Genomic DNA, 21,208 nt, shown 5'->3' with positions numbered 1-21,208 from the left:
TTCCCTTCTCGGCTTTAGGCAGCGGCGCTTGCGGCGGCGGATTCGCGGTCACGGAGGACCTTACGGTTGACCTTGCCGGCGGGCGTCTTGGGCAGCTCGGGCACGAAGGCGAGCCGGCGCGGGTATTCGTGCTGGCTCAGCCGCGTCCGCGTGAAATCCTGCAGCTCCCGGGCGAAGTCGTCACCATCCCGAGCGGCGACGACGAAGGCCTTGGCCACCTGCCCCCGGATCCCGTCCGGGACCCCGATGACGGCCGCCTCGCGGACGTCGGGATGCTTGAGCAGCACGTTCTCGATCTCGACGGCGCTCATCGTCCAGCCGGCCGAGATGATGACATCGTCGGCGCGGCCGTTGTGGTAGAAATACCCGTCCTCGTCATGATGCCCGAGATCCTTCGTCGGGAACCAGGCGTCGCGCCGCCAGACCTTGATTTCCCCGACCTGGCCTGGTCGCGCGGGCCGGCCCTCAGCGTCGTGCACCTCGACCTTCACGCCGGGCACCGCCTTGCCGAGTGAGCCCGGCTTCACGGGGAAATCCTCCGCGCCAGGGTAGTTGACGAGGATCACGCCGACCTCTGTCGTCCCGTAGATGCTGCAGACCGGCACTCCGCCGAAGGTCTCGTGGACGAAGTCGAGAGTCGCCGGATCGATCGGCTCGCCCGTGTAGGACAGCTTCCGAAGCGCGTACCGGAAGGATGCAGCCGCGCCCGAGAGGCGCATCATCCGGTAATGCGTCGCGGCCGCCGACAGGTTCGTGATCTCGTAATCCTGCAGCGCCTTGAGCAGGCGCACGGGATCGAACTTGCCGGCGTAGGCCCCGATAGTGACGCCGAGCGCGAGCGGCGCGAGCGTGCCGTGCCAGAGCCCGTGGCCCCAGGCGGGTGACGAGGGGCAGAAATAGCGATCGCCGGGACGGACGCCCGTGCCGTAGAGCGCGGCCAGCATGACGACCACGATCGCGCGGTGCGTATGCTTCACTGCGTCGGGAAGCTCACGGGTCGTGCCCGACGTGTACTGGTACATCGCCATGTCGTCGGCCCGGGTGCGCGTCTCGTAGCGCGACGGAAAGCTGGCGAGTTCCTCGTCGAGCAGCGCGTTCGCGATCACGACCTGCGGGCCAACCACGCTGCGCGCGATGCCCGCGCGCTCCTCGTCCGTGACGATCAGACGTGGGCCGCAATCGTCCACGCGCAGCCGCAGCCCCTCCGGTCCGAACAGCGTGAACAGCGGCACCGCGACGGCGCCGCACTTCATCGCGCCGAAGAGCGCGACGTAGAAGGCCGGAGACGGCTCCAGCATGATGGCGACGCGGTCTCCCGCCGCGACGCCGCGGCTTTCGAGCCAGTGCGCGAAGCGCGACGAGGCTTCGGACAGCTCCCCGAAGGTGATCGCGAGGTCGCGTCCGTCGGCGTGGGCGATGCAGACGGCGGCTCGATCGCGCGAACCGCCTTCGGCGTGCCGGTCCACGCATTCATGCGCAATGTTGAGCGCCTCCTTGTTGCCGTCGAACAGCTCCCAGAGCCGCGCGCTCGAACACTCGCGCTGGGCGTCGGCATAACTCGTCAGGTCGGTGAGCCGCATCGGCGTCCGCTCCTCCCGATAATGCCTCCGAATACGTGCCGAAGGCTCTTGACGGCCATCGATCACGGACGCACATTCGTTGTCAATATGACATTGCTGTTGTCTTCATACAACAAAGCCGGGAGGAATGGCGGGCGGCCTTTGTCTGTGAGACAAGGACGCGGAGCGCTCATGAACGCCCGCAAGACCTCATCTTCCACGCCCACCGCCAAGCCGCCGACGCGCGAACGGGCCGTCCCGGCCGTCACCCGAGCGGCCGCGATCCTGCGAATCCTCGCCCGCAGTGAGAGCCCGCTCGGCGTGCAGGCGATCGCCCGCGAGTTGAAGCTCGTCCCCTCCACCTGCCTGCACATCCTGCGGGCGCTGGTGGCGGAAGAGCTCGTCGCCTTCGACCCCGACACGAAGCGCTACCGTCTCGACGTCGGAATCCTGTCGCTCGCGCGGCACCTGCTGAAGAAGGGCGGCTTCGCTGACTACATCCAGGATCGGCTGCAGGATCTCTCGCAGCGCCTCGGCGTCACCGCCGTCGGGCTGGAGGTCCGGGGGCTCGACCACGTGGTCGTCGTCTCGATCTCGCGCGCCCGGGAGCCCTTCCACATCCACGTCGATGTCGGGAGCCGCTTTCCCTCGCTGATCAGCGCGAGCGGACGGTGCATCGCGGCTTTCGGCGGCTACGACGAAGCCGAATTGCGGGAGCGCTTCAGCCGACTGCGCTGGGACCGGCCACCGTCCTTCGAGCAATGGCGACAGGAGGTCGAGGACGCGAGGGCAAACGGTTTCGGCGTCGATATCGACCAGTATATCCTGGGGGTCACGGTCATTTCGGCTCCGATCTTCCTCGGTGGCCGGCTGTCGCACGCCCTCGTCGTGGTCGGCTTGACCGAACGGCTTCGCTCGAATGTGCGGTCGATCGGTCAGGACATCGTGCGGATCGCAAACGAGATCTCACACCAGATGAACACATAGCATAATCATTTCGAGAACGGACGCCGGCAAGACGGACGACAGATCCGCGGACGGCGTCGAGGAAACCAAAGGAGTGGCAGATGACCCATTTGTCCCGGCGTTCGGTGCTTGGTTCGGCCGCAGCCGTCGCGAGCACTTTTGCGGTCGTCAAGGCTAGGGCGGCCGATCCCATCAAGTTCGGAGCCTCGCTGTCGCTGACCGGGCGCTTCTCGGATTCGGCGAAATACGTGCAGGAAGGCTACCTGCTCTGGGCCGAGCAGGTGAACGCGAAGGGCGGCATCAAGGGCCGGCCCGTCGAAGTTGTCATCTACGACGACGAGAGCAAGCCCGATACTGGCCGGGTGCTGGCGGAGCGGCTGCTCGACCGCGACAACGTCCTTGCGATCCTGGGGCCGTACTCGAGCCCGATCACCGACGCGATGGCGACCGCGCTCGAGCGCGCCCAGGTACCGATGATCGGCACGATCGCGTCGGACTCGAGCATCTGGGCGCGGCGTCGGCTTCGCTGGACGTTCCAGGGCTTCCCGTCCTCCGACTTCGACCACGAAGGCTTCCTGAAGGTCATCAAGGAAAAGGGCCAGGGCTCGAAGAAGCTCGCCATCATCTTCGAGGAGGCGCCGTTCTCCATCGCGGCGAAGGACTGGGCTCTTCCGGTCGCCAAGGAGATGGGTCTCACGGTCGAGGCCTTCGGCTACAATCCCGGCGCGCAGGACTTCCGCTCGATCATCGAGCGGATGATCGCCTCGGGAACCGAGATGGTCTCCATGGGCGGCTATTATCAGCCGAGCATCGCCCTGACGCGCCAGATGATCGAGCGCGGCTTCAATCCCGTCGCCTTCCACTTCATCCAGGCGGCGGACGGCGTGACGAAGGAGGCGCTCGGCGCGCAGGTTGAAGGCGTGTTCGGCCGCTCGTCCTGGGAGGCCACGATCGACACGCCCGCCAACAAGGCATTCGTCGCGGCCTATCAGGCGAAGTACGGCCGCATCCCGTCGTACCACTCCGCCGCGGCCTTCGCGGCGGGCCAGGCCTTCCAGGGGGCTATCGAGGAGAAAGGCGCCGACCGCGCCGGGATCCGGGAGGCCCTCGCGAGCAGCAAGATCGAGACGGTGCTGGGCACCTTCCACACCAACCAGCGGGGCCAGCAGGACGGTTACCACTACGCGTCGACGCAATGGCAGGGCGGCACGTCCTATGTCGTGTCCGGCCCGTCCGCAAGGGCGCCGCTCTGGCCGAAGCCGAAATGGAGCTGAGGATGGCGCCTCGGTAACGCGGCCGGCGCGGCCATGACCTTCCCGCTCTTCCTCCAACTTCTGACGAACGGCCTCGTCGTCGGAGCGCTCCTGGCGATCGTCGCCCTCGGTGTCGCGCTGATTTTCGGCGTCGTGCGCGTCGTGAACTTTGCGCACGGGGAGTTCGTGACGCTGGGCGCGTTCGCGACCTACCTCGTGGTCACGCAGCTCAACATCTCGCCCCTGCTCGGCATCCCTCTGGCGTTCGTGCTGGGGGCCGCGGTGGGCGCAGGCATCCAGGCCGCGATCGTCTCGCGCGCGGCGGGCCGGCCCGAGCTCGACGTCCTGATGGTTACCTATGCCCTATCGATCATCGGGCTCGGCATCTTCTCGAGCGCCTTCAGCGGCGATTTCCGCTCCTACTCGGAGGGGCCGAGTGGAATCTTCACGCTCGGAAGCGTCGTCATCGGGCTGCGGTCGCTCACGGTGCTGCTGGTGTGCCTCATCGTCGGCGTCGGGACGATCCTGGTCGTGCAGCGCACTCGGATCGGGCTCGCGCTACGGGCGCTCGCGCAGAGCAGGGATTCGGCTGCGGCGTGCGGCATCAACGTCCCAGCCGCTGAGCTCTTCGCCTTCGCCCTGGCCGTCGGCCTTGCGGCAGCCGCGGGGGCGCTGGTCAGCCTCATCGGCACCATCCACCCGCGGGTCGGCCACGACCTCGTGCTCGACGCCTTCGTCGTGGTCGTCCTCGGTGGGATGGGCTCGATCGGCGGCGCGGTGCTGGCCGCGATCGCGATCGGGATCGTCAATGCGTTCACGAGCTTCGCGCTCGACGATTCCTGGGCGCGGATCCTGACCTACTGCCTTCTCTACGCGACGCTTCTTCTGCGTCCCCACGGCCTCCTCGGCCGCCATGTGGGAGCCTGATCGTGAAGGTTGAACGCGGCCGGGACCTGGCCAAGATCACGTGGGGCTCGCTCGCGATCCTCGCCTGCACCGCAGCCATGGCCGCCCTCCCCTGGCTCGGCGTCACCTCCTATGTCCGAACACTCGTCTATTACGGCGCCTACTTTCTCGCGCTCGGCCAGGCCTGGAACCTGATGTCGGGCTTGACGGGATACGTGTCCTTCGCCCATGGCGCGCTCGCCGGGATCGGCGCCTATGCGGTCGTGCTGGCGCTGAACGCCGACCTCCCGATGGTGATCTCGCTGCTGATCGCCGCGATCGCGGCGGGGCTCGCCTCACTCATCATCGGCGTCACGAGCCTCCGGCTGAAGGGCACCTCCTTCACCTTCGCGACCCTCTTCCTCCAGGAGCTCGTCCTGCTCCTCGTCCGCAAGCTGCCTTTCGCGGGGGGACCGGGGGGGATCGTCCTGGAGGAGATCTTCCCCCTCTGGCTGCCGCATGTCCTGATGATCGCCGTCGCCGGGGGAGCGACGCTGCTGGTCCTCGTCTTCCGCCGCAGCCGGACGGGCCTGCGCGTTCTCGCCATGCGGGACGACGAGGCCGCCGCGTCGGCGATCGGCATCGACGCGACCCGCGTGAAGATCGTCCTCTTCTGCGCGAGCGCGGCGATAGCGGGCCTGACAGGCGCCGTGCACGGCGTCTTCGCCTCCTCGCTCTTTCCGAACGAGGTGTTCTCGATCGACCTGTCGATCATCGCCCTCGCGGTGCCGCTGATCGGCGGGGCCGGAACGGCGCTCGGCCCGGTCCTCGGCGCGGTCATCTATGTCGGCCTGCGCGAGATCCTGCAGGTCCTCGCGCCGAACCTGCACCTGACGATCGTCGGAGTCGTGCTCCTGCTGGTCATCCTGTTCATGCGCGACGGGATCGCGCCCGCCCTCGGCCGGCTGTTCCGTCTCAAGGATCGACGAGGGCAGGTCCCGGCCATCGCGGAGGTGCGCGCATGAGCGGGATCCTCACCGTCGTCGATGCACATAAGCGGTTCGGCGGCATTCACGCGGTCCGCGGCGTTTCGCTCGCGCTGAATAGCGGTGAGCTGCTGGGGCTGTTCGGTCCGAACGGCGCCGGAAAGACCACCCTCTTCAACATGATAGCCGGCCTCTACCCGCCGACGAGCGGCCGCATCGAGCTCGCCAGCCGCGACGTGACGCGCGAGCCCGCCTTCCGCCGCGCGAGGGCCGGGATCGGGCGGACGTTCCAGGTCTGCCGTCCCTTCCGCGGCTTGACCGTCGCCGAGAACGTGCTCGCCGCGATCCCGCCGGGCAGCGGCGTCGGCGACGATCGGGCACGCGCCCGCGAGATCCTCGACGCGGTCGGCCTCCTGCCCAAGGCCGAGGACGCGGCGGGCAGCCTCACGCTGGGCATGCTGAAGCGCCTCGAGGTCGCCCGGGCGCTCGCCCTTGAGCCGAAGCTGCTCCTCCTCGACGAGCCGCTCGCCGGGCTGACGGCCTCGGAGACGTCCGATCTCCTCGGATTCATCCAGGGGCTCAAGGCGCGCGCCAGCATCATCCTGGTGGACCACAACGTCCGGCAATCACTCGGCGTCTGCGACCGGGCAATCGTGATGGATGCCGGGGCGGTGATCGCTTCGGGATCGCCGGACACGATCCGCCGCGATCCCGGCGTGAGGCGGGCCTATCTGGGCGAGAGCGCGGCATGATCCTTTCGCTCGATTCCATCGAGGTCCGCTACGGCCAGGCCGTCGCGGTGGACAGGGTCAGCCTCGGCGTCGGGGCCGGCAAGTGGGTCCTCGTGATGGGGCCGAACGGCGCCGGAAAGAGCTCGCTCCTGCGGGCGGCGATCGGGCTCGTGAAGCATCGCGGCCGCATTACGTTCGAAGGCCGCGACCTTTCCGCGGAGCCGACCTGGATCCGCCAGCGGCTCGGCATCGGCTACGTGCCCGAAGGCCGGCAGCTTTTCACCGAGATGACGGTCGAGGAGAACCTCCGCGTCGGCGGATACGGCTGCAGTGCTCCAGCTCTCCGGCGCGGGCTCGACCTCGCCTACGGGATGTTCCCCCGCCTCGCCGAGCGGCGCGGCCAGATCGCCTCCACGATGTCGGGCGGCGAGCAGCAGATGCTCGCAATGGCCCGCGCCCTGATGATCGAGCCGAAGCTGCTGCTCGTCGACGAGATATCCTGGGGCCTGAGCCCGATCCTCGTCGCGCAGGTCTTCGCAACGCTCGTCGAGCTGCATGCCGGCGGAATCGCGATCCTCCAGGTCGAGCAGAACGCCTTCGAGGCGCTCAAGCACGCCCAGTCCGCGCTCGTCATGTCGGCCGGCCGGCTGGTTCTCGAAGGGGCCGCGGACGAGATCGCGCGCGATCGGCGGGTGGTCGAGAGCTACATCGGCGCCTGAGATCGAGGACGCCCACTCACAAGCCAGGGGAGGACAGGCGGGAATGGCCAAGCCCAGCGATGGCACCGGAGGATGGCAGCCGCTCGCCGGCGTGAAGGTGCTGGATTTCTCGGCCCTTCTGCCCGGCCCGTTCTGCACCCTGGCGCTTGCCGATCTCGGGGCGGACGTCGTCAAGGTCGAGCCGCCTGGCGGCGATTTCGCGCGCGAGATCCCCTTCGCCATGTTCAGGATGGCGAATCGGAACAAGCGCAGCATCGTGCTCGACCTCAAGTCGCCTTCGTCCCGGCCGATCGTCGAGCGGCTGGCAGCCTGGGCCGACATCTCGGTCGAGGGCTTTCGGCCAGGCGTCGCCGCACGGCTCGGGATCGATCACCAGACGCTATCCACGATCAATCCGCGCCTCATCTCCTGCTCGATCTCAGGCTACGGCCAGAGCGGCCCCGAGCGGCTCAACCCCGGCCACGACCTGAACTACCTTGCAGCGGCAGGCGCGCTGTCGTTGGCGGGACATTGGTCCGAGCCGCCGCGCCGCTCCGGCCTGCCGATCGCGGATCTCGCGGCGGGTAGCTATGCGGCGATTGCGATCCTGGCCGCGCTCGAGGAGCGGCACCGTACGGGGCGCGGCGTCGCGCTCGACCTCGGCATGTCGGAAGCCGCCATGTCCTTCACGGCCATCCGCCACGGTTTCGACCTCGACCGGAGCACGCGCGACCATCTCTGGCCGACGAACGATCTCTTCGAGACCGCGGACGGGCGCCAGATCGCGCTCGGGATCGTGGAGGAGAAGTTCTGGCGCGGTTTCGTCGCCGCCGCACAGGACATCGCCCCGGATCTCGACGATGCCGCCTATGGCAACGAGCCCTCCCGGCGCGAGCGGGGCGACGCGCTCGCGCCGCGCATGCGCGACGTGATGCGGCAGCGGGACAGCGAGACCTGGATGCGGCTCTTCGCCGAGCACGACGTGCCGGCCCAGCGGGTCATGACACCGGACGAGGCGGCCCGCAGCGAACAGGCCGTCCATCGCCAGATGGTGATGGAGGCGGACGGCGAGCGCCACATCCCATTCCCCGTCTTTGCAAATGGCAGGCGCGGCGCAGCCCTCCGCTGGACGGCCCAGGAGGTCGGCGAGGCAACGGATGAGGTCCTCTCCGAGCTCAGCTTCCGGCCTGGCGAGATCGCCTCGTTCAGATCCTCGGGCGCGCTCGGGCCGGCTTCGCGGAAGAGGGAATTCGCATGAGCGGCCCGCTGAACGGTATCCGCATTGCCGACATGACGATGAACGTGCTCGGCCCTTACGGCTCGCAGATTCTCGGCGACATGGGCGCCGACATCATCAAGATCGAGCCGCCCGAGGGCGATACGCTTCGCGGTATAGGACCCTGCCGGCACAAGGGGATGGGGCCCTACTTCCTGAACCTCAACCGCAACAAGCGGAGCCTCGCGCTCGACCTGAAGAAGCCAGAAGGCAAGGCCGTGCTGGATCGCATACTGGAGACGGTCGACGTCCTGATCTTCTCGTTCCGGCCGAAGGCAATGGCTCGGCTCGGGCTCTCGTACGAGGAGGTCGCGGCCCGGAATTCACGCATCATCTATTGCGGAGCTTCCGGCTTCGGCCAGAACGGGCCCTACGCCGACCGTCCTGCCTATGACGACCTGATCCAGGCGGCGGTCGGCCTCCCCGCGCTCCAGGCGCGCAAGACGGACGAGCCGGTTTATGTCGCGGCGGCAATCGCGGACCGGGTCGTCGGGATGGCGCTGTCGAGCGCAGTCGGCATGGCGCTGTACCATCGCGAGAAGACCGGCCGCGGCCAGGCCATCGAGATCCCGATGTTCGAGACCATGACGGAATTCGTCATGGGGGATCACCTGTACGGCGCGACCTTCGAGCCGCCGCTCAGCCGGCCGGGCTATGTCCGCATGATCAACCCGGAGCGGCGGCCCTACCGCACGCGGGACGGGCACATTGGTGTCCTCGTCTACAACGACAAGCATTGGCGCCGCTTCTTCGAGCTGATCGACCGGCCCGACATGGCCGCCGACCCGCGCTACACCTCCATCGCCGGACGGACGGAACACATCGAATACCTCTACGGCTTCCTCGCCGAGACCTTCGCGACCAAGACGACGCGGGAATGGGAGGAATTGCTCGAGCGGGCCGACATCCCCGCCATCGCGCTCGCCACGCCGGATGACCTTCTGAACGACCCGCACCTCGACGCGGTCGGCTTCTTTCAGACGATCGATCACCCGACCGAGGGGCGGATCCGCACCATGGCGGTCCCGCAGCGCTGGAGCGAAAGCCAGCCCGACATCCGACGCCCGGCGCCGACCATCGGCGAACATACGCGCGAGATCCTACTCGAGGTAGGCTTTACACAGGATGGAGCCGAGAGCTTGATCGAGGCTGGAATCGCGCGCGGGAGGAATGACCGTTCCGTCGCTCGAGATGTCGAGGTCAGAGGGCCTTCGCATACCAACTGCAACGAATTGATCAGCCGCGAGCCGAGCTGTTGAACGCGGATACCGTTCGGCACCCTCGGACCGTGGCGAACCGGCAATGAGCGGGACCCTTTAGACCCTCGACAGACGTGTGAGGCACACGCTAACTTCGAGCTGCGAGAACGTTCCGGCGTTCCTTTTCGCGACGATGTTCCCGCAGGTCGCTTCTCTGATGATGAGCCTCGCTCCGCCGGTAATGGCAGGTGCGATTTCGCAAGATCTTCAGCTTTCTCTGGAATTGATCTCTTCCTACATCGCGATTGCCCACGGAGGCGTATTCGTCCGAAATTTCTTCTGCGCCAGATTGATCGCGCGGTGGGGACCGCTCCGTCTTAGCCTGTGGTGTGTGGCCGGGACCGCTTGCGGACTGCTCATGTTCACCGTCTTTGGGGCGTTGCGGGCTCCTATGGGCATAGTCATCATGGGGTTGTGCTATGGCCCGCTCACGCCGGCCAGCGCCCAAGCGATCTCCCATCGCGCCGGTTCCCCCGGCTTTGGCTTCATCGTTTCCTTGCGTCAGAGCAGCGTTCCCTTGGGCGGAGTTCTCGCTGGCTTCTTTGTTCCACCGCTCCTTCTCCCGACTAGAGCCCACGGTGGTACCCGTCCGTGTAGCTCCGAGCGAGGCTGCGCGCCCATATCGGCTGTTCCTTCAGCCGTGACGGGTTCTCCGAAGCGGACAGAGAGTAGGGCCATCTTCGTGAGCCGCCCTGCCGGCGGTCAATCGGCGACCGCCAGACCTTGGTCCGGCGGAGCCGATGACGTTCGAGCCGAACGCGTCCGCCGCTGGCAGCCGAATTCGACTCCGGGCGCCGGCTCGAACATTCCCCGCTTTCCTCTCACGAGCGTGATCGGAGCAGCCACGAAACGACGGTCGGCCGCGTCCGGATCACGTTTTCGAGCGGTGCCTTGTGGGGAAGCGGACGCGCCTTCACGCTGGGGGGCGCCCGATGGCCGTTGCGCATAGGCCGGAGAAGTGACTTGGGTTCTAAGCTGGCTTCGGCGATGGCTTCATCCGAACGAGCAAGCCGGTGTTCTCGGAGCGATATTCGCGTCCTCCGCGCGGCTATCGACAGGCGCTTGAAGGCGCTCTTTCCGCGTGGGGACGAGGAAACCGGTCTCGAGCAGGCGATCCGTTACGCTGTTCTCACTCCCGGCAAGCGCATACGCCCGGCCTTGACCGTTCTGGCTGCATGGGAGCTGGGGCGGGATGATCTCGCCGCGCTCGATCCCGGCTGCGCGCTGGAGATGGTTCACGCGGCATCGCTGGTGCTCGATGATCTTCCGTGCATGGACGATGCGCCGCTCAGGCGTGGCGAGCCGGCGACCCACCGGGCGTTCGGCGAGGACGTCGCCGTCCTGGCGTCCGTCGCGCTCCTGAGCCGAGCCTTCGCCACGATCGGCTCGGCTCCCGGCCTTTCGGCCGAGCAGCGACTCCGCCTGATCGACATCCTCGCGGAAGCCGTCGGCACGCAAGGATTGGCGGGCGGGCAGTTCCGCGATCTTCGCGGGGGCGATGAGCGCCGCGCCGTCGCCGCGTTCAGCGATGCGAACCACCGCAAGACCGGCGCCCTGTTCGTGGCCGCCGTGGAGATGGCGGGCGTGGTCGCTCAGGCGAGCGAGGCTCGAATCGAAGAACTCCGAGCCTTTGCGACCGATCTCGGCCAGGCTTTCCAGATCATGGACGACCTCGAGGACGGCTCGGGCGGAGAGAACGGATTGGGAGAAGACGGCGCGAAGGTGACGGTGCTGTCCTTCCTGGGCCGTGACGGCGCGCGGGGTCACCTGGAGCGTCACCTCGCCCAGGCGCGCGCCGCATTGCGACCCGAAGGAGGACTCGCCATGTTTGTCGGGGCGGTGTTCGCCGAGAAGACGGGACGCGCGAACGGGTTCCAGCCCCGGATCTGATCCGAGCACGCCGCGATGCTCTTGAACGCAGCGATCCTCATCGGCACCGTCCTCGTGATGGAAGTCGTCGCCTGGGCGGTCCACAAATACGTCATGCACGGCCCGGGCTGGGGCTGGCATCGCTCCCACCACGAGGAGCACGACGACGTTCTGGAGAAGAACGACCTCTATGCCGTGCTCTTTGCCGGCCTGGCTCTGCTGCTCGTCGTCTTCTCGCCAGGACGAGGTCCGCTCTACTGGATCGGGATCGGGATGAGCGTCTATGGCGCGCTCTACTTCTTCGTGCATGACGGGCTCGTGCACCAGCGCTGGCCCTTCCGCTACGTGCCGCGCAACGGCTACCTGAAGCGGCTCGTGCAGGCGCACCGCCTCCACCACGCCGTTGAAGGCCGCGACGGCTGCGTCTCCTTCGGCTTCCTCTATGCCCCGCCGGTCCGGCGCCTGAAGGACGAGCTGCGGCAGAGCGGCGCGCCGCTGGCCAGGGATTCCGAGACATGAGCGCCGGGATCGCCGGGCCGGCGCCGCGGACGGTCGAGAACCAGGCCGCGATCGGTCTCGCGCTTGCGGCCGGGCTCATCGGGGCATGGCTCGCCTGCCACCTCTATTCGGTGTTCTTCCACCGCTGGACGCCGCTCGGCATCGCGGCGGCGCCGCTGCTGATCGCCGTTCAGTGCTGGCTGAATGTCGGGCTGTTCATCGTGGCGCATGATTGCATGCACGGATCGCTCGCGCCCTTCCGACCGAAGGTCAACCGCACGGTGGGACGCATCTGCCTCGCGCTCTATGCCGGCTTCTCCTACGACCGTCTGATCGGGAAGCACTTCGCCCACCACCGTCATTCCGGCACCGCGGACGATCCCGATTTCCATGCCGGCGAGCCCAGGCGCTTCTGGCCCTGGTACGTGACCTTCTTCCGGCGCTACTTCGGCTGGCGGGAATTCGCGGTCCTCGCCGCGCTGCTGGCGATCTACCTGTTCGTCTTCCGGGTCGACCCCGCCAACGCGCTCCTGCTCTGGGGCGTGCCGGCGATCCTGTCCTCGCTCCAGCTCTTCTATTTCGGGACCTACCTGCCGCACCGCCACGAGGACGAGGCGTTCGGCGACGCGCACAACGCCCGCAGCAACGACTTCCCGCCGCTCCTGTCGCTGCTGACCTGCTTCCATTTCGGCTACCACCACGAGCATCACGACATGCCGCATGTGCCGTGGTGGCGGCTGCCCTCCGTCCGGGCTCAGGCCGGCCGTTCGTAGAGGCCGCGGCGCGGCGCAGGCCCCGGGCTGGCGATGCGCGTCATCAGGGCCGTCGCGCCGCCGCGGACGACCTGCCCGAGCTTCTGCAGCTTCGAGGTCGAGACGCGCGCGTCCCAGGCGCGAGCGCCGCGGCGGCGCACCTCGATGCCGATCTGGCGGTAGACGCCGTGCGCGGTCGCGATCGCCCAGGCCGATCGTGGCGGCAGGGCGGCGACGCCGATTCTCGCGGAGGCATAGTACGGCTCGGCCAGGTCGATCAGCCGGGCCGCGACCTTCGCCAGGGCCGCCCGGTGCCGCGGCTCCGCGACCTCCCCCGGCGGAATGCCGGCCTCGCGCAGCCAGGCGGCCGGAAGATACGTCCTGCCGGTCGCGGCATCGTCGACGATGTCGCGGGCGATGTTCGTCAGCTGGAACGCGATGCCGAGATCGGAGGCGCGGTCGAGCACGGCCGGATCGCGCACCCCCATGATGTGGGCCATCATCACCCCGACGACGCCGGCGACATGGTAGGCGTAGTCGAGCGTGTCCTCGATCGTCCCGTAGCGCCGCTCCTCCAGGTCCATCCGGAAGCCGGCGAGATGCTGCAGCGGATAGCGCTCGGGGATCCCATGCCGGCGCGCCACCTCCTGCAGGGCGGCGAAGGCCGGCACCGTCTGCGGTTCTCCCGCGAGCGCGGAGCATGTGCGCGCCTCCAGTTCGGCCAGGCGAGCCTGCGGCTCCCGCGAGGCGCCCTCCCTGGCCGAGAAGCCGAACTCCTGGTCGTCGACGACGTCGTCGCAATGCCGGCACCAGGCATAGAGCATCACGGCGCTCTCCCGCGTCGGGCGGTCGAACAGCCGGGCGGCTGCGGCAAAGCTCTTGGAACCCCTGGCGATCGTCTCCGTGGCCGCCCGGACGAGATCCTCGCTCATGCGGGCGCGAGCCCGGCATCGGCCAGCATCAGGCGCGCGGTCGCCTTCGCCGAGCCGACGACACCCGGTACGCCGGCCCCGGGATGCGTGCCGGCCCCGACGATGTAGAGGTTCGGGATGGCGTCGTCGCGGTTATGCGGCCGGAACCAGGCGCTCTGGGTGAGGATCGGCTCGAGCGAGAAGGCGGAGCCGAGATGCGCGTTCAGCTCGTCCCGGAAGTCGTGCGGGGTGAAGGTCCGGACCGTCACGAGGTCTTCGCGAAGACCCGGGATGCAGCGCTGCCCGAGATAATCGAGGATGCGGTCCCGGTAGACCGGCGCCACCCTGTCCCAGTCCAGCGGCGCGGTGCCGAGATGCGGCACCGGCGCGAGGACGTAGAAGGCCCCTGCTCCGGGCGGCGCGAGCGACGGATCGGTGGCGCAGGGCGAGTGGAGGTAGAGCGAGACGTCGTCCGCCAGCGTCTCGCGGTTGAAGATGTCGTCGATCAGCCCGCGATAGCGCGGGCCGAAGAGGACGGTGTGGTGCTGCAGCTCCGGCCGGTGCCGCCTCAGGCCGAAATAGATCACGAAGAGCGACATGGAAGAGCGTTTCCGCTCCAGCTTGCGGGCGAAGCTCGGGCCGCGCTCGCTGCCGGCGAGCAGGGTCTTGTAGGTGTGGACCACGTCGGCGTTGGAGGCGACCGCATCGAACTCGCCGCGCCAGCCGTCCTTCGTGACAATCGCCTTGGCCCTGCCCTCCCCGACCTCGATGCCGGCGACTTCCGCATCGAGCCGCACGGTGCCGCCGAGGTCTTCGAAAAGGCGCACCATGCCCCGGATCAGTGCCCCCGTGCCGCCGCGCGGAAACCAGACGCCCCAGCGCCGCTCGAGCGCATGGATGAGAGCGTAGATCGAGGAGGTCGCGAAGGGATTGCCGCCCACGAGGAGGGAGTGGAAGGAGAAAGCCTGCCGCAGCTCCTCGTCCCGGATGAAGCGGGAGACGATGGAATAGACGCTCCGCCAGGCCTGCAGCCGCGCGAGCTGCGGGGCGACCTTCACCATGTCGGAGAAATGCAGGAACGGCACGGCCCCGAGCTTCAGGTAGCCCTCGTCGAACACCGCCTTCGAGTAGTCGAGGAAGCGGCGGTAGCCGTCCACATCGGCCGGGCTCTTGGCCGCGATCTGCCGGTCGAGCTCCGCCTGGTCGTTCACATAGTCGAAGCGGAAGCCATTCTCCCATTCAAGGCGGTAGAACGGGCTAACGGGCAGCAATTCGACATAGTCGGACAGCCTACGGCCGGCCGCCGCGAACAGCTCCTCCAGCGCCGAGGGATCCGTTATGACGGTCGGGCCGGCATCGAAGGTGAAGCCCGCATCCTCGTAGACATAGGCGCGGCCGCCCGGCTTGTCGCGCTTCTCCAGCAGCGTGACGTCGTAGCCCGCGGCCTGCAGCCGGATCGCGAGCGCGATGCCGCCGAAGCCCGCGCCGATCACGGCCGCCCTGGGACGTGCCGCGCTCACCGCGCGGGCTCCGCGAGATTGAGGGCGACGCGCGCCGCCCCGAGCACCGGCACCGGCGGGCGTCCGACGAAGAGGCGCGCCTTGTCGGCTGCCGTCGGCCGCCCCGCATAGAAGCGGCCGATCGTCGGCTCCGGGAGTCCGTAGAAGCGCTGGAGCATGCGATAACGCTCCTGGGGTTTGCCCGCCCGGAACAGCATCCGGTTCAGGAGGCGGAAGAAGCCGTGCCCGCGCCATCTCGCCTGCGACCAGGTCCTCACGGCCGAGTGGAGCGAGGCGGCCGATAGATCGGGAAGGCCGGCGATGTGGTCCGCAAGGCGGACGGCGTCGGGAAGCGAGTAGCCGGTCACGGGATGGAAGAGGCCGGCCCTGAGCCCGGAACGGGGCACCTCCGGACCGCGCCAGAAGGCCTCGATGTCGCCGCCGAGCGTGATCGGGAGCACGCCGCGCTCCTCGCGCAGCACCTCGGCCACGCTCCATCCCTTCCCGGCGACATAGGAGAGGATGCGGTCGCGGAGCACCGCGTCATCGAGATCGGGGCCGTCCGCGTAATAGGTGTCCTCCACGAGCGCCGTGTCGGGGCCGAAGGGGAGGACATAGACGAAGCGGTAGCCGTCCTGCTGCGGGACGGTCGCGTCCATCAGGATCGGGACGGTGAGCCCGTGCGGCTCGCGGAGGCGCAGCTCGAGCCCGACGAATTTCTGCCAGGCGAAGGTCATGTGCGGCGTCGGGGCGGCGCCGCGTCCGTCGATGACGGCCGCGGCCGAGCGGCACTCTCCGCCAGCGAGCAGGACTCGCGTCGGCGCGATCTCGGCCACCTCCGATCGGAGCCGGACGGCACGTGCGAGCGTGCCGATCAGGACATCATGGAAGCGGTCCGAGGTGACCGACCGATAGCCTATCCCGACGCGCCGCCGCCGCTCCGGGAACACGACGTCATAGGCAGGCCAGCGATGGACCACGAAGGGGTCGAGCCACGCGGCTTCCTCGTCGGAGAGGTCGGTCGCGTGGAACGACCAGGTGTGGTTGCCGCCGAGCCGGTCGCCCCCCTCCAACACAAGCACCCGCCGCTCCGGTCTGAGCTGAGCCAAGCGGTAGGCGATGAGGCCGTTGGCCAGTCCCCCTCCGACGAGGATCAGGTCATGATCGAGGCCCGTCCCGATCATGCGACGTCCCCCGGAACCGCGAGATCCGGGGACCTGCGGACATCGCTCGTCGTCACCGGCGCGCCGGTGGCCGCCACGCGCTCCACGATCCGTGCGGCGAGGCGGACCCCTCCCGCCTGCCCGATCTCGGCCCGAAGCCGCTGCGCCGCCATGCGGTAGGACGGTTCATTCAAGATATGCCGGATGATGCCGGCCAGCCGTCCGGCCGTGAGGAAGCGCCGCGAGACGGTGCGTCCCGCTCCGGCCCATGCGATGCGGGCTCCGATAGCCGCCTGTTCGAAGGCGATCGGGATCACGACGACGGGAATCCCGGCCGCCGCGGCGTCGAGCATGGTGTTCTGCCCCCCGTTGAAGAGTGCCAGCTCGGCCTCGGCCATGACCCGGCGCTGCGGCACCCAGGCGAAGGCTGCCGGACGTCCGGGCAGTCGGGCGGCGTCTTCGGCGCTCAGCCTGCCTGCATGCGACAAGATGGGCTGCGTCCCGGCGCGGTGGGCGGCACCCGAGAGGACCCGAAAAAGCCGTGCCCGTCCGCCCTGGAGCGTGCCCAGCGACAGATAGACGAGCGGCCGCCCGTCGCGGCCCGGCATGCTGAAATCGCGCGGCACCGTCTCCTCGTCCCTGAACGGGCCGCAATAGTGGAAGGTCTCCGGCAGAGCCTGGCGGGGAAAATCGAGCCCCGGCACGAGTTGCGCGACTTGCGCGAGCGGAGATGCACAATCCTCGATGGTCCGGAGCGGGTCGAGGCTCCACAGCGTCGCATAATGGCGTATGACCGAGGATACCGGTCGCATGAGGATGTCGCTGACGCGATATCCGCCGAGGTTCCGCTCCACTCCCCAGCGCGAGGCGTCGTAGCGCCAGGGCGTGAACGGGGGCGGTATGCCCGGCTCCCGATTGAGCGGCAGCGCATTCGCCACCGACACGAAGGGCATCCCGAGATGGCGGGCGACCAGCCCGCCCGCTGCTTCCGTCTGGTCGCAGACGAGGCAATCCGTCCCGATCTCGCGCAGAGCGCTCGGCAGATCGCGGCAGAGCATGTCGGTTATCGCCGCCACATCGCGGATTATGCCGCCGAGCCCGATCGGACCATTGACCGCGCCCATCCTGCGCACCGCCCCGGCGAGGCTCCCTGGCGGATGGCTGCCCTGCCCGACCACCCGGAACGCCAACCCGCTTTCGCGGAGGAGCGGCTCGGCATCGCCGATGTGGAGAAAGGTCGAGCGATGGCCGCGCGCCGCGATGTCCCGAGCGAGGGCCGCCATCGGGTTGAGATGCCCGAGCAGAGGTGGAGCTACAAAGGCGAAATGAGCCAAGGCGGGCGCGAGGGTTCGCCCTGATCACTACGCGGCTGCCGAGGGCGGCGCCACGCCGTTCTCGAAATCGTGAGCGACGCCGCATCGGCCGCAGCGCTTGCCGTTCGGGCCCGCATCCGGTGCAAGCGGCGCGGCTGTCAGCTCCTAGCGGGCTCTCAGATGTCGCGGCATGTCGTCAGTCTATCATGAGTACATGATACACTGGGACGCCGGTTCGACTCGCCAGTCCGGTACGCGCCTGTTTCGGCTCTCCTGCTTTGTGTCCACCATGCAGTCGCGGGACAAGGCCGACGGCTTCTTCGGTGCACACGAGTTGAGGTGTGCCATCGGCCCTAGAACGGTTGAGCCGGCCATGCCGGTTTCGGCCAGATTCAGTTGGCCGCTTCGCGCCCATTCCGGCCCTCAGATGTGCGGCCGAGTTCTCCGAAGCAGACATGCCTGCAGCATCCGGAACGTCCCGCCTGGTCAATGTCGGCCTGCGCTCCCGCCCCGGCCCACGTCTGTGGAAGTCCGAGTTCCGCCTTGATCTATGCATTGTGCTCACCGAACGCCAGCCGCTATGGGTTTCGCGTCGCTGCTCGGCATACGGGGGCGCTCGGAATTGGCGGCGCCGGCGCTTATCCGGCCCCGTTCATGCGCATGGTTTTCGTTCTTAACTCTCGAACTCGACGGAACAAACATGGGAGAGAGGCGGATCATTGATCCCGCCTCGCCGACTTGATGAACCCGAGGAACGCCTTGAGTGGCGGTGGGACTAGGCGCCGGTTCGAGTAGTAGAGGAACGGACCCGGAAAGTCGGACCACCATGCGGAGAGAACTGGACTAAGACGGTTGGCATCCAGATGCGGTCGCAACCAATCCTCGAACAGGCCGATGATGCCCATGCCGGCGACCGCCATGTCTATGGCCAGGTCCATCGCGCCGCTGATACTTACGGTCAGGGGCCCCTGCGGCTCGATCCGGATGACCTCATCATCCCGCTCCAGCTCCCACGGGCTGAAAAGCGCGCCGTTCCTAAACCTCCCCCGCAAGCACTTGTGTTGAAGAAGGTCCGTTGGGTGCTCAGGATTTCCCGCCCTCGCCAGATAGGCAGGCGCGGCCGCCATCGCGAAGCGTTGGACCCGTGGACCTATCGGCACCGCGATCATGTCCTGCTCTAGCTTCTCGTCGTACCGGATCCCGGCATCGGCCCCGGCCGCGAGCACGTCGACGATGGTGTCCTCTGCGGCCACCTCGACCTGGATGTCGGGGTACATCGCGGTGAACCCGGGCAGCAGCGACGGCAGGATCAGCCTAGCCACACCGACCGGCACGTTGAGCCGGAGCGTTCCCGTCGGTGTGTCGCGGAGATCGTTGAGACTGGCAAGCGCCGCCTCGACTTCACTGAGCGCTGGAGCGAGCCTTTCAATGAGGCGGTTGCCAGCCTCGGTCGGGGCGACGCTGCGCGTCGTGCGGTGAAGCAGACGAACGCCCAGCTGCGCCTCGAGCCGTCGGACGGTCTCGCTAAGCGTCGTGGGGCTCACGCCCAGGGCACGCCCGGCCTCTCGGAAGCCGCGCGCTTTTGCGACGGCAAGGAAGGCGGTCAAGTCGTCGAGGTTGGCAGCCAATGTCCAGTTTCTCGCACGGCCTGTGTTGATTGTGCCGGATTATCGGAATGATCGGCAAGGCGCACCTGATGCGCATCGGCGACCTCCAACGCCGGGACCGAGCCCGGAAGGACATCGACATGACCCAGGCAACGAAAGCTGCAGCAGCCCAACCGACCCGCGCCGAACTAGTGGCAGGTCTCGTCTCCGCCATGGTGAACCCGGCGCGCTCGCCCATCCTCCGCTCACCGGCCGACGATGGTCTCGCTTTCTCGGATGTCTTCTTCCCCGCGATGGATGGCGTGACGATCGAGGGCTGGTTCATCCCGGGCGACAGCGACCGGCTGATCATCGCCAATCACCCGATCTGGGCCAACCGCTACGGCTTTCCCGGCCATCTGAAACCTTACGGCGACGCGTGGGAGGCGAGCGGGAACAACGTCGAAGTCAATTTCATGCCCGACTACAAGCACCTGCACGAGGCCGGCTACAACATCCTGGCCTACGACCTCCGCAACTTCGGGCAGAGCGCCGCAGGCAGCGGCGGCGTCATCGGCAACGGCATCCGGGAGTATCGCGACGTGATCGGCTCGCTGCGCTACGTTCGCTCGCGGTCCGATCTCAAGAACATGAAGATCGGCCTGCTCAGCCGCTGCTGCGGCATGAACGCTACCATGGTCGCCATGTCCAAGCACCGGGAGGAGTTCGAGGACGTCCGCGCGATCGTCGCCCCGCAGCCGATCTCGCTCACCGCCTTCTACCGCACGATCCTCGGTCATATGGGCATGCCGGACGCGCTGCCCGAGGTGGCCGACGCCCTGCGCCGCGCGACCAGCATGGAACTGAAGGATATGGACATGCCGCCCTATGCAACGGCGGTGGATATCCCGGCGCTGCTCCTGCAGGTTCGCGACGATACGCTGACCACGCCCGATGACGTGCAGGCGATCTTCGCCGCCATGCCGACCGAGCACAAGGAACTCATCTGGATCGAGGGCACGAACCGGCGCTTCGACGGCTATAACTACCTGCCCGAGAACCCCAAGCCCATGCTCGACTGGTTCGAACGCTTCGTCGCCTGATGTACCAGATCGGTGTGATCACAAGCCTGTTTTCGGCAGACTGGGGGTTGCAAGCGGCAATGCGTCTCCTTCGGCCGTTTCGTCCTGCTTGAAGAGCCACTGCGCTTCGGAGCCCTTGCGACGGGATCGTGGAGCGCACTCATGGACAGCATCCGGACCAACGTCGTGATCGTGGCCGGTGCCGGCAGCGGGATGCGAAGCGCTATCGCCTCGCAGCTTGCCGTCAGAGCGCCACGCTCGTGCTGAGCGGCCGGCACTCACAATCTGCCGCTCCTTACTCCTATGGGCGAGAAGGGAACCTGGGTCAGCGCCCGACAGCGGACATTCCGGATTGCGCCCAAGCCGACGCTCAGGCAGGTAGGCGAGCTGCTTAAAAGCGGATACGCGGTGCAAGAAGCCACTGTGTAGAAGCGTTGGAGGCATGGCTCGGTAGAGGCGCGACGCGAGCGCCCGAAGCGATGGAGTTGACCCGCTTACGTGGACACCTTTTCCCTTGAGCAGGAGGTGTTCACATGCCGAGACATCGGCCGCCATATCCGGCGGAGTTTCGCAGGCAGCTGGTCGATCTGGTTCGGTCGGGTCGCACGCCCGAGGAGCTGTCGCGGGAGTTCGAGCCGACCGCCCAGGCGATCTGGAACTGGGTACGTCAGGCCGACCGTGATGGCGGCGTGCGTCGAGACGAGGGTCTGCCTTCGGCCGAGCGGGAGGAGCTGAGCCGGCTCCGACGTGAGAACCGCCAGCTGCGCCAGGAGCGCGAACCGGAGGTCGGCGTAGCCATATCCTGGCAAAGGCGGCAGCCTGGTTCGCGCGGGAGACCGGTACGATCCCGTCCGGATCTTCCAGTTCATGAGCGCGCACCAGGCCGTCTTCCCGATCGCCGCCATGGCGCGCGTGCTCGGCG

At 67.7% G+C, this 21,208-nt stretch carries 19 protein-coding genes; 13 read left to right on the top strand and 6 right to left on the bottom strand.

Annotated elements, in window-relative coordinates; all coding sequences use genetic code 11:
* Positions 1-14: 14 nt before the first annotated feature.
* Entirely contained in the window at positions 15-1,580 is a 1,566-nt protein-coding gene (locus HJG44_RS09985; protein WP_171218249.1) for an acetate--CoA ligase, read from the bottom strand.
* A gap of 171 nt (positions 1,581-1,751) precedes the next feature.
* On the opposite strand from HJG44_RS09985, the gene HJG44_RS09980 reads away from it, so the two are divergent.
* The 11 genes from HJG44_RS09980 to HJG44_RS09930 all read left to right on the top strand — a co-directional run bounded on the left by HJG44_RS09980 (position 1,752) and on the right by HJG44_RS09930 (position 12,753).
* Positions 1,752-2,546, top strand: coding sequence for an IclR family transcriptional regulator (locus tag HJG44_RS09980; protein WP_210261049.1), 795 nt, complete (start codon positions 1,752-1,754; stop codon positions 2,544-2,546).
* A gap of 80 nt (positions 2,547-2,626) precedes the next feature.
* Positions 2,627-3,799, top strand: coding sequence for an amino acid ABC transporter substrate-binding protein (locus tag HJG44_RS09975; protein ID WP_171218247.1), 1,173 nt, complete (start codon positions 2,627-2,629; stop codon positions 3,797-3,799).
* A gap of 33 nt (positions 3,800-3,832) precedes the next feature.
* Positions 3,833-4,705, top strand: a complete 873-nt coding sequence (locus HJG44_RS09970; RefSeq protein ID WP_171218246.1) for a branched-chain amino acid ABC transporter permease — start codon at positions 3,833-3,835, stop codon at positions 4,703-4,705.
* 2 nt (positions 4,706-4,707) lie between these two features.
* Positions 4,708-5,688 carry an ABC transporter permease subunit gene (locus HJG44_RS09965; protein WP_171218245.1) on the top strand — a complete coding sequence of 327 codons (981 nt, stop codon included), beginning with the start codon at positions 4,708-4,710 and terminating at the stop codon, positions 5,686-5,688.
* Positions 5,685-6,401 (top strand): ABC transporter ATP-binding protein, encoded by a 717-nt coding sequence (locus HJG44_RS09960; RefSeq protein ID WP_171218244.1) that lies wholly within the window; start codon positions 5,685-5,687, stop codon positions 6,399-6,401. Before HJG44_RS09965 ends, HJG44_RS09960 begins: the two co-directional genes overlap by 4 nt.
* Positions 6,398-7,099 carry an ABC transporter ATP-binding protein gene (locus tag HJG44_RS09955; RefSeq protein WP_171218243.1) on the top strand — a complete coding sequence of 234 codons (702 nt, stop codon included), beginning with the start codon at positions 6,398-6,400 and terminating at the stop codon, positions 7,097-7,099. Before HJG44_RS09960 ends, HJG44_RS09955 begins: the two co-directional genes overlap by 4 nt.
* A gap of 43 nt (positions 7,100-7,142) precedes the next feature.
* Positions 7,143-8,336, top strand: coding sequence for a CaiB/BaiF CoA transferase family protein (locus HJG44_RS09950; protein WP_171218242.1), 1,194 nt, complete (start codon positions 7,143-7,145; stop codon positions 8,334-8,336).
* Positions 8,333-9,613: a CaiB/BaiF CoA transferase family protein gene (locus HJG44_RS09945; RefSeq protein ID WP_171218241.1), complete on the top strand. Its 1,281-nt coding sequence runs from the start codon at positions 8,333-8,335 to the stop codon at positions 9,611-9,613. The genes HJG44_RS09950 and HJG44_RS09945 overlap by 4 nt, the downstream gene beginning before the upstream one ends.
* Before the next feature lie 939 nt (positions 9,614-10,552).
* Positions 10,553-11,503, top strand: coding sequence for a polyprenyl synthetase family protein (locus HJG44_RS09940; RefSeq protein WP_171218240.1), 951 nt, complete (start codon positions 10,553-10,555; stop codon positions 11,501-11,503).
* Between the two features lie 15 nt (positions 11,504-11,518).
* Positions 11,519-12,001 (top strand): sterol desaturase family protein, encoded by a 483-nt coding sequence (locus tag HJG44_RS09935; protein WP_171218239.1) that lies wholly within the window; start codon positions 11,519-11,521, stop codon positions 11,999-12,001.
* Positions 11,998-12,753, top strand: coding sequence for a fatty acid desaturase (locus HJG44_RS09930; RefSeq protein ID WP_171218238.1), 756 nt, complete (start codon positions 11,998-12,000; stop codon positions 12,751-12,753). The genes HJG44_RS09935 and HJG44_RS09930 overlap by 4 nt, the downstream gene beginning before the upstream one ends.
* Here the strand turns inward: HJG44_RS09930 and HJG44_RS09925 are convergent.
* The 5 genes from HJG44_RS09925 to HJG44_RS09905 form a co-directional block, all read right to left on the bottom strand.
* Positions 12,735-13,664, bottom strand: a complete 930-nt coding sequence (locus tag HJG44_RS09925; RefSeq protein ID WP_171218237.1) for a phytoene/squalene synthase family protein — start codon at positions 13,662-13,664, stop codon at positions 12,735-12,737. The genes HJG44_RS09930 and HJG44_RS09925 overlap by 19 nt on opposite strands.
* Positions 13,661-15,163: a phytoene desaturase family protein gene (locus tag HJG44_RS09920; RefSeq protein ID WP_171218236.1), complete on the bottom strand. Its 1,503-nt coding sequence runs from the start codon at positions 15,161-15,163 to the stop codon at positions 13,661-13,663. Before HJG44_RS09920 ends, HJG44_RS09925 begins: the two co-directional genes overlap by 4 nt.
* On the bottom strand, positions 15,160-16,326 hold the full coding sequence (gene crtY / locus HJG44_RS23670) for a lycopene beta-cyclase CrtY (RefSeq protein ID WP_171218235.1): 1,167 nt from the start codon (positions 16,324-16,326) through the stop codon (positions 15,160-15,162). Before crtY ends, HJG44_RS09920 begins: the two co-directional genes overlap by 4 nt.
* Complete coding sequence (locus HJG44_RS09910; protein ID WP_171218234.1) at positions 16,323-17,588, bottom strand: nucleotide disphospho-sugar-binding domain-containing protein; 1,266 nt, start codon at positions 17,586-17,588, stop codon at positions 16,323-16,325. The genes crtY and HJG44_RS09910 overlap by 4 nt, the downstream gene beginning before the upstream one ends.
* A 746-nt stretch (positions 17,589-18,334) precedes the next feature.
* On the bottom strand, positions 18,335-19,246 hold the full coding sequence (locus tag HJG44_RS09905) for a LysR substrate-binding domain-containing protein (RefSeq protein ID WP_171218233.1): 912 nt from the start codon (positions 19,244-19,246) through the stop codon (positions 18,335-18,337).
* A 119-nt stretch (positions 19,247-19,365) separates the two neighbouring features.
* Here HJG44_RS09905 and HJG44_RS23665 point away from each other — a divergent pair, with 119 nt between their 5' ends.
* Together HJG44_RS23665 and HJG44_RS24390 are read left to right on the top strand one after the other, a co-directional pair.
* Positions 19,366-20,307 (top strand): alpha/beta hydrolase family protein, encoded by a 942-nt coding sequence (locus HJG44_RS23665; protein ID WP_246736173.1) that lies wholly within the window; start codon positions 19,366-19,368, stop codon positions 20,305-20,307.
* Between the two features lie 512 nt (positions 20,308-20,819).
* A partial coding sequence (locus HJG44_RS24390) for a transposase (protein WP_171218231.1) occupies positions 20,820-21,208 on the top strand: 389 nt, incomplete at its 3' end.

It is taken from the genome of Enterovirga aerilata (assembly GCF_013044135.1).
In the GTDB taxonomy this organism is placed as follows: domain Bacteria; phylum Pseudomonadota; class Alphaproteobacteria; order Rhizobiales; family Beijerinckiaceae; genus Enterovirga; species Enterovirga aerilata.
This window is presented reverse-complemented; position numbering and strand designations above follow the sequence as displayed.

Excerpts from the sequence above, each read along its gene's own strand:
- HJG44_RS09985 (WP_171218249.1), bottom strand. The coding sequence starts at position 1,580 with ATGCGGCTCACCGACCTGACGAGTTATGCCGACGCCCAGCGCGAGTGT.
- HJG44_RS09980 (WP_210261049.1), top strand. The coding sequence starts at position 1,752 with ATGAACGCCCGCAAGACCTCATCTTCCACGCCCACCGCCAAGCCGCCG.
- HJG44_RS09975 (WP_171218247.1), top strand. The coding sequence starts at position 2,627 with ATGACCCATTTGTCCCGGCGTTCGGTGCTTGGTTCGGCCGCAGCCGTC.
- HJG44_RS09970 (WP_171218246.1), top strand. The coding sequence starts at position 3,833 with ATGACCTTCCCGCTCTTCCTCCAACTTCTGACGAACGGCCTCGTCGTC.
- HJG44_RS09960 (WP_171218244.1), top strand. The coding sequence starts at position 5,685 with ATGAGCGGGATCCTCACCGTCGTCGATGCACATAAGCGGTTCGGCGGC.
- HJG44_RS09955 (WP_171218243.1), top strand. The coding sequence starts at position 6,398 with ATGATCCTTTCGCTCGATTCCATCGAGGTCCGCTACGGCCAGGCCGTC.
- HJG44_RS09950 (WP_171218242.1), top strand. The coding sequence starts at position 7,143 with ATGGCCAAGCCCAGCGATGGCACCGGAGGATGGCAGCCGCTCGCCGGC.
- HJG44_RS09945 (WP_171218241.1), top strand. The coding sequence starts at position 8,333 with ATGAGCGGCCCGCTGAACGGTATCCGCATTGCCGACATGACGATGAAC.
- HJG44_RS09935 (WP_171218239.1), top strand. The coding sequence starts at position 11,519 with ATGCTCTTGAACGCAGCGATCCTCATCGGCACCGTCCTCGTGATGGAA.
- HJG44_RS09930 (WP_171218238.1), top strand. The coding sequence starts at position 11,998 with ATGAGCGCCGGGATCGCCGGGCCGGCGCCGCGGACGGTCGAGAACCAG.
- HJG44_RS09925 (WP_171218237.1), bottom strand. The coding sequence starts at position 13,664 with ATGAGCGAGGATCTCGTCCGGGCGGCCACGGAGACGATCGCCAGGGGT.
- crtY (WP_171218235.1), bottom strand. The coding sequence starts at position 16,326 with ATGATCGGGACGGGCCTCGATCATGACCTGATCCTCGTCGGAGGGGGA.
- HJG44_RS09910 (WP_171218234.1), bottom strand. The coding sequence starts at position 17,588 with ATGGCGGCCCTCGCTCGGGACATCGCGGCGCGCGGCCATCGCTCGACC.
- HJG44_RS23665 (WP_246736173.1), top strand. The coding sequence starts at position 19,366 with ATGACCCAGGCAACGAAAGCTGCAGCAGCCCAACCGACCCGCGCCGAA.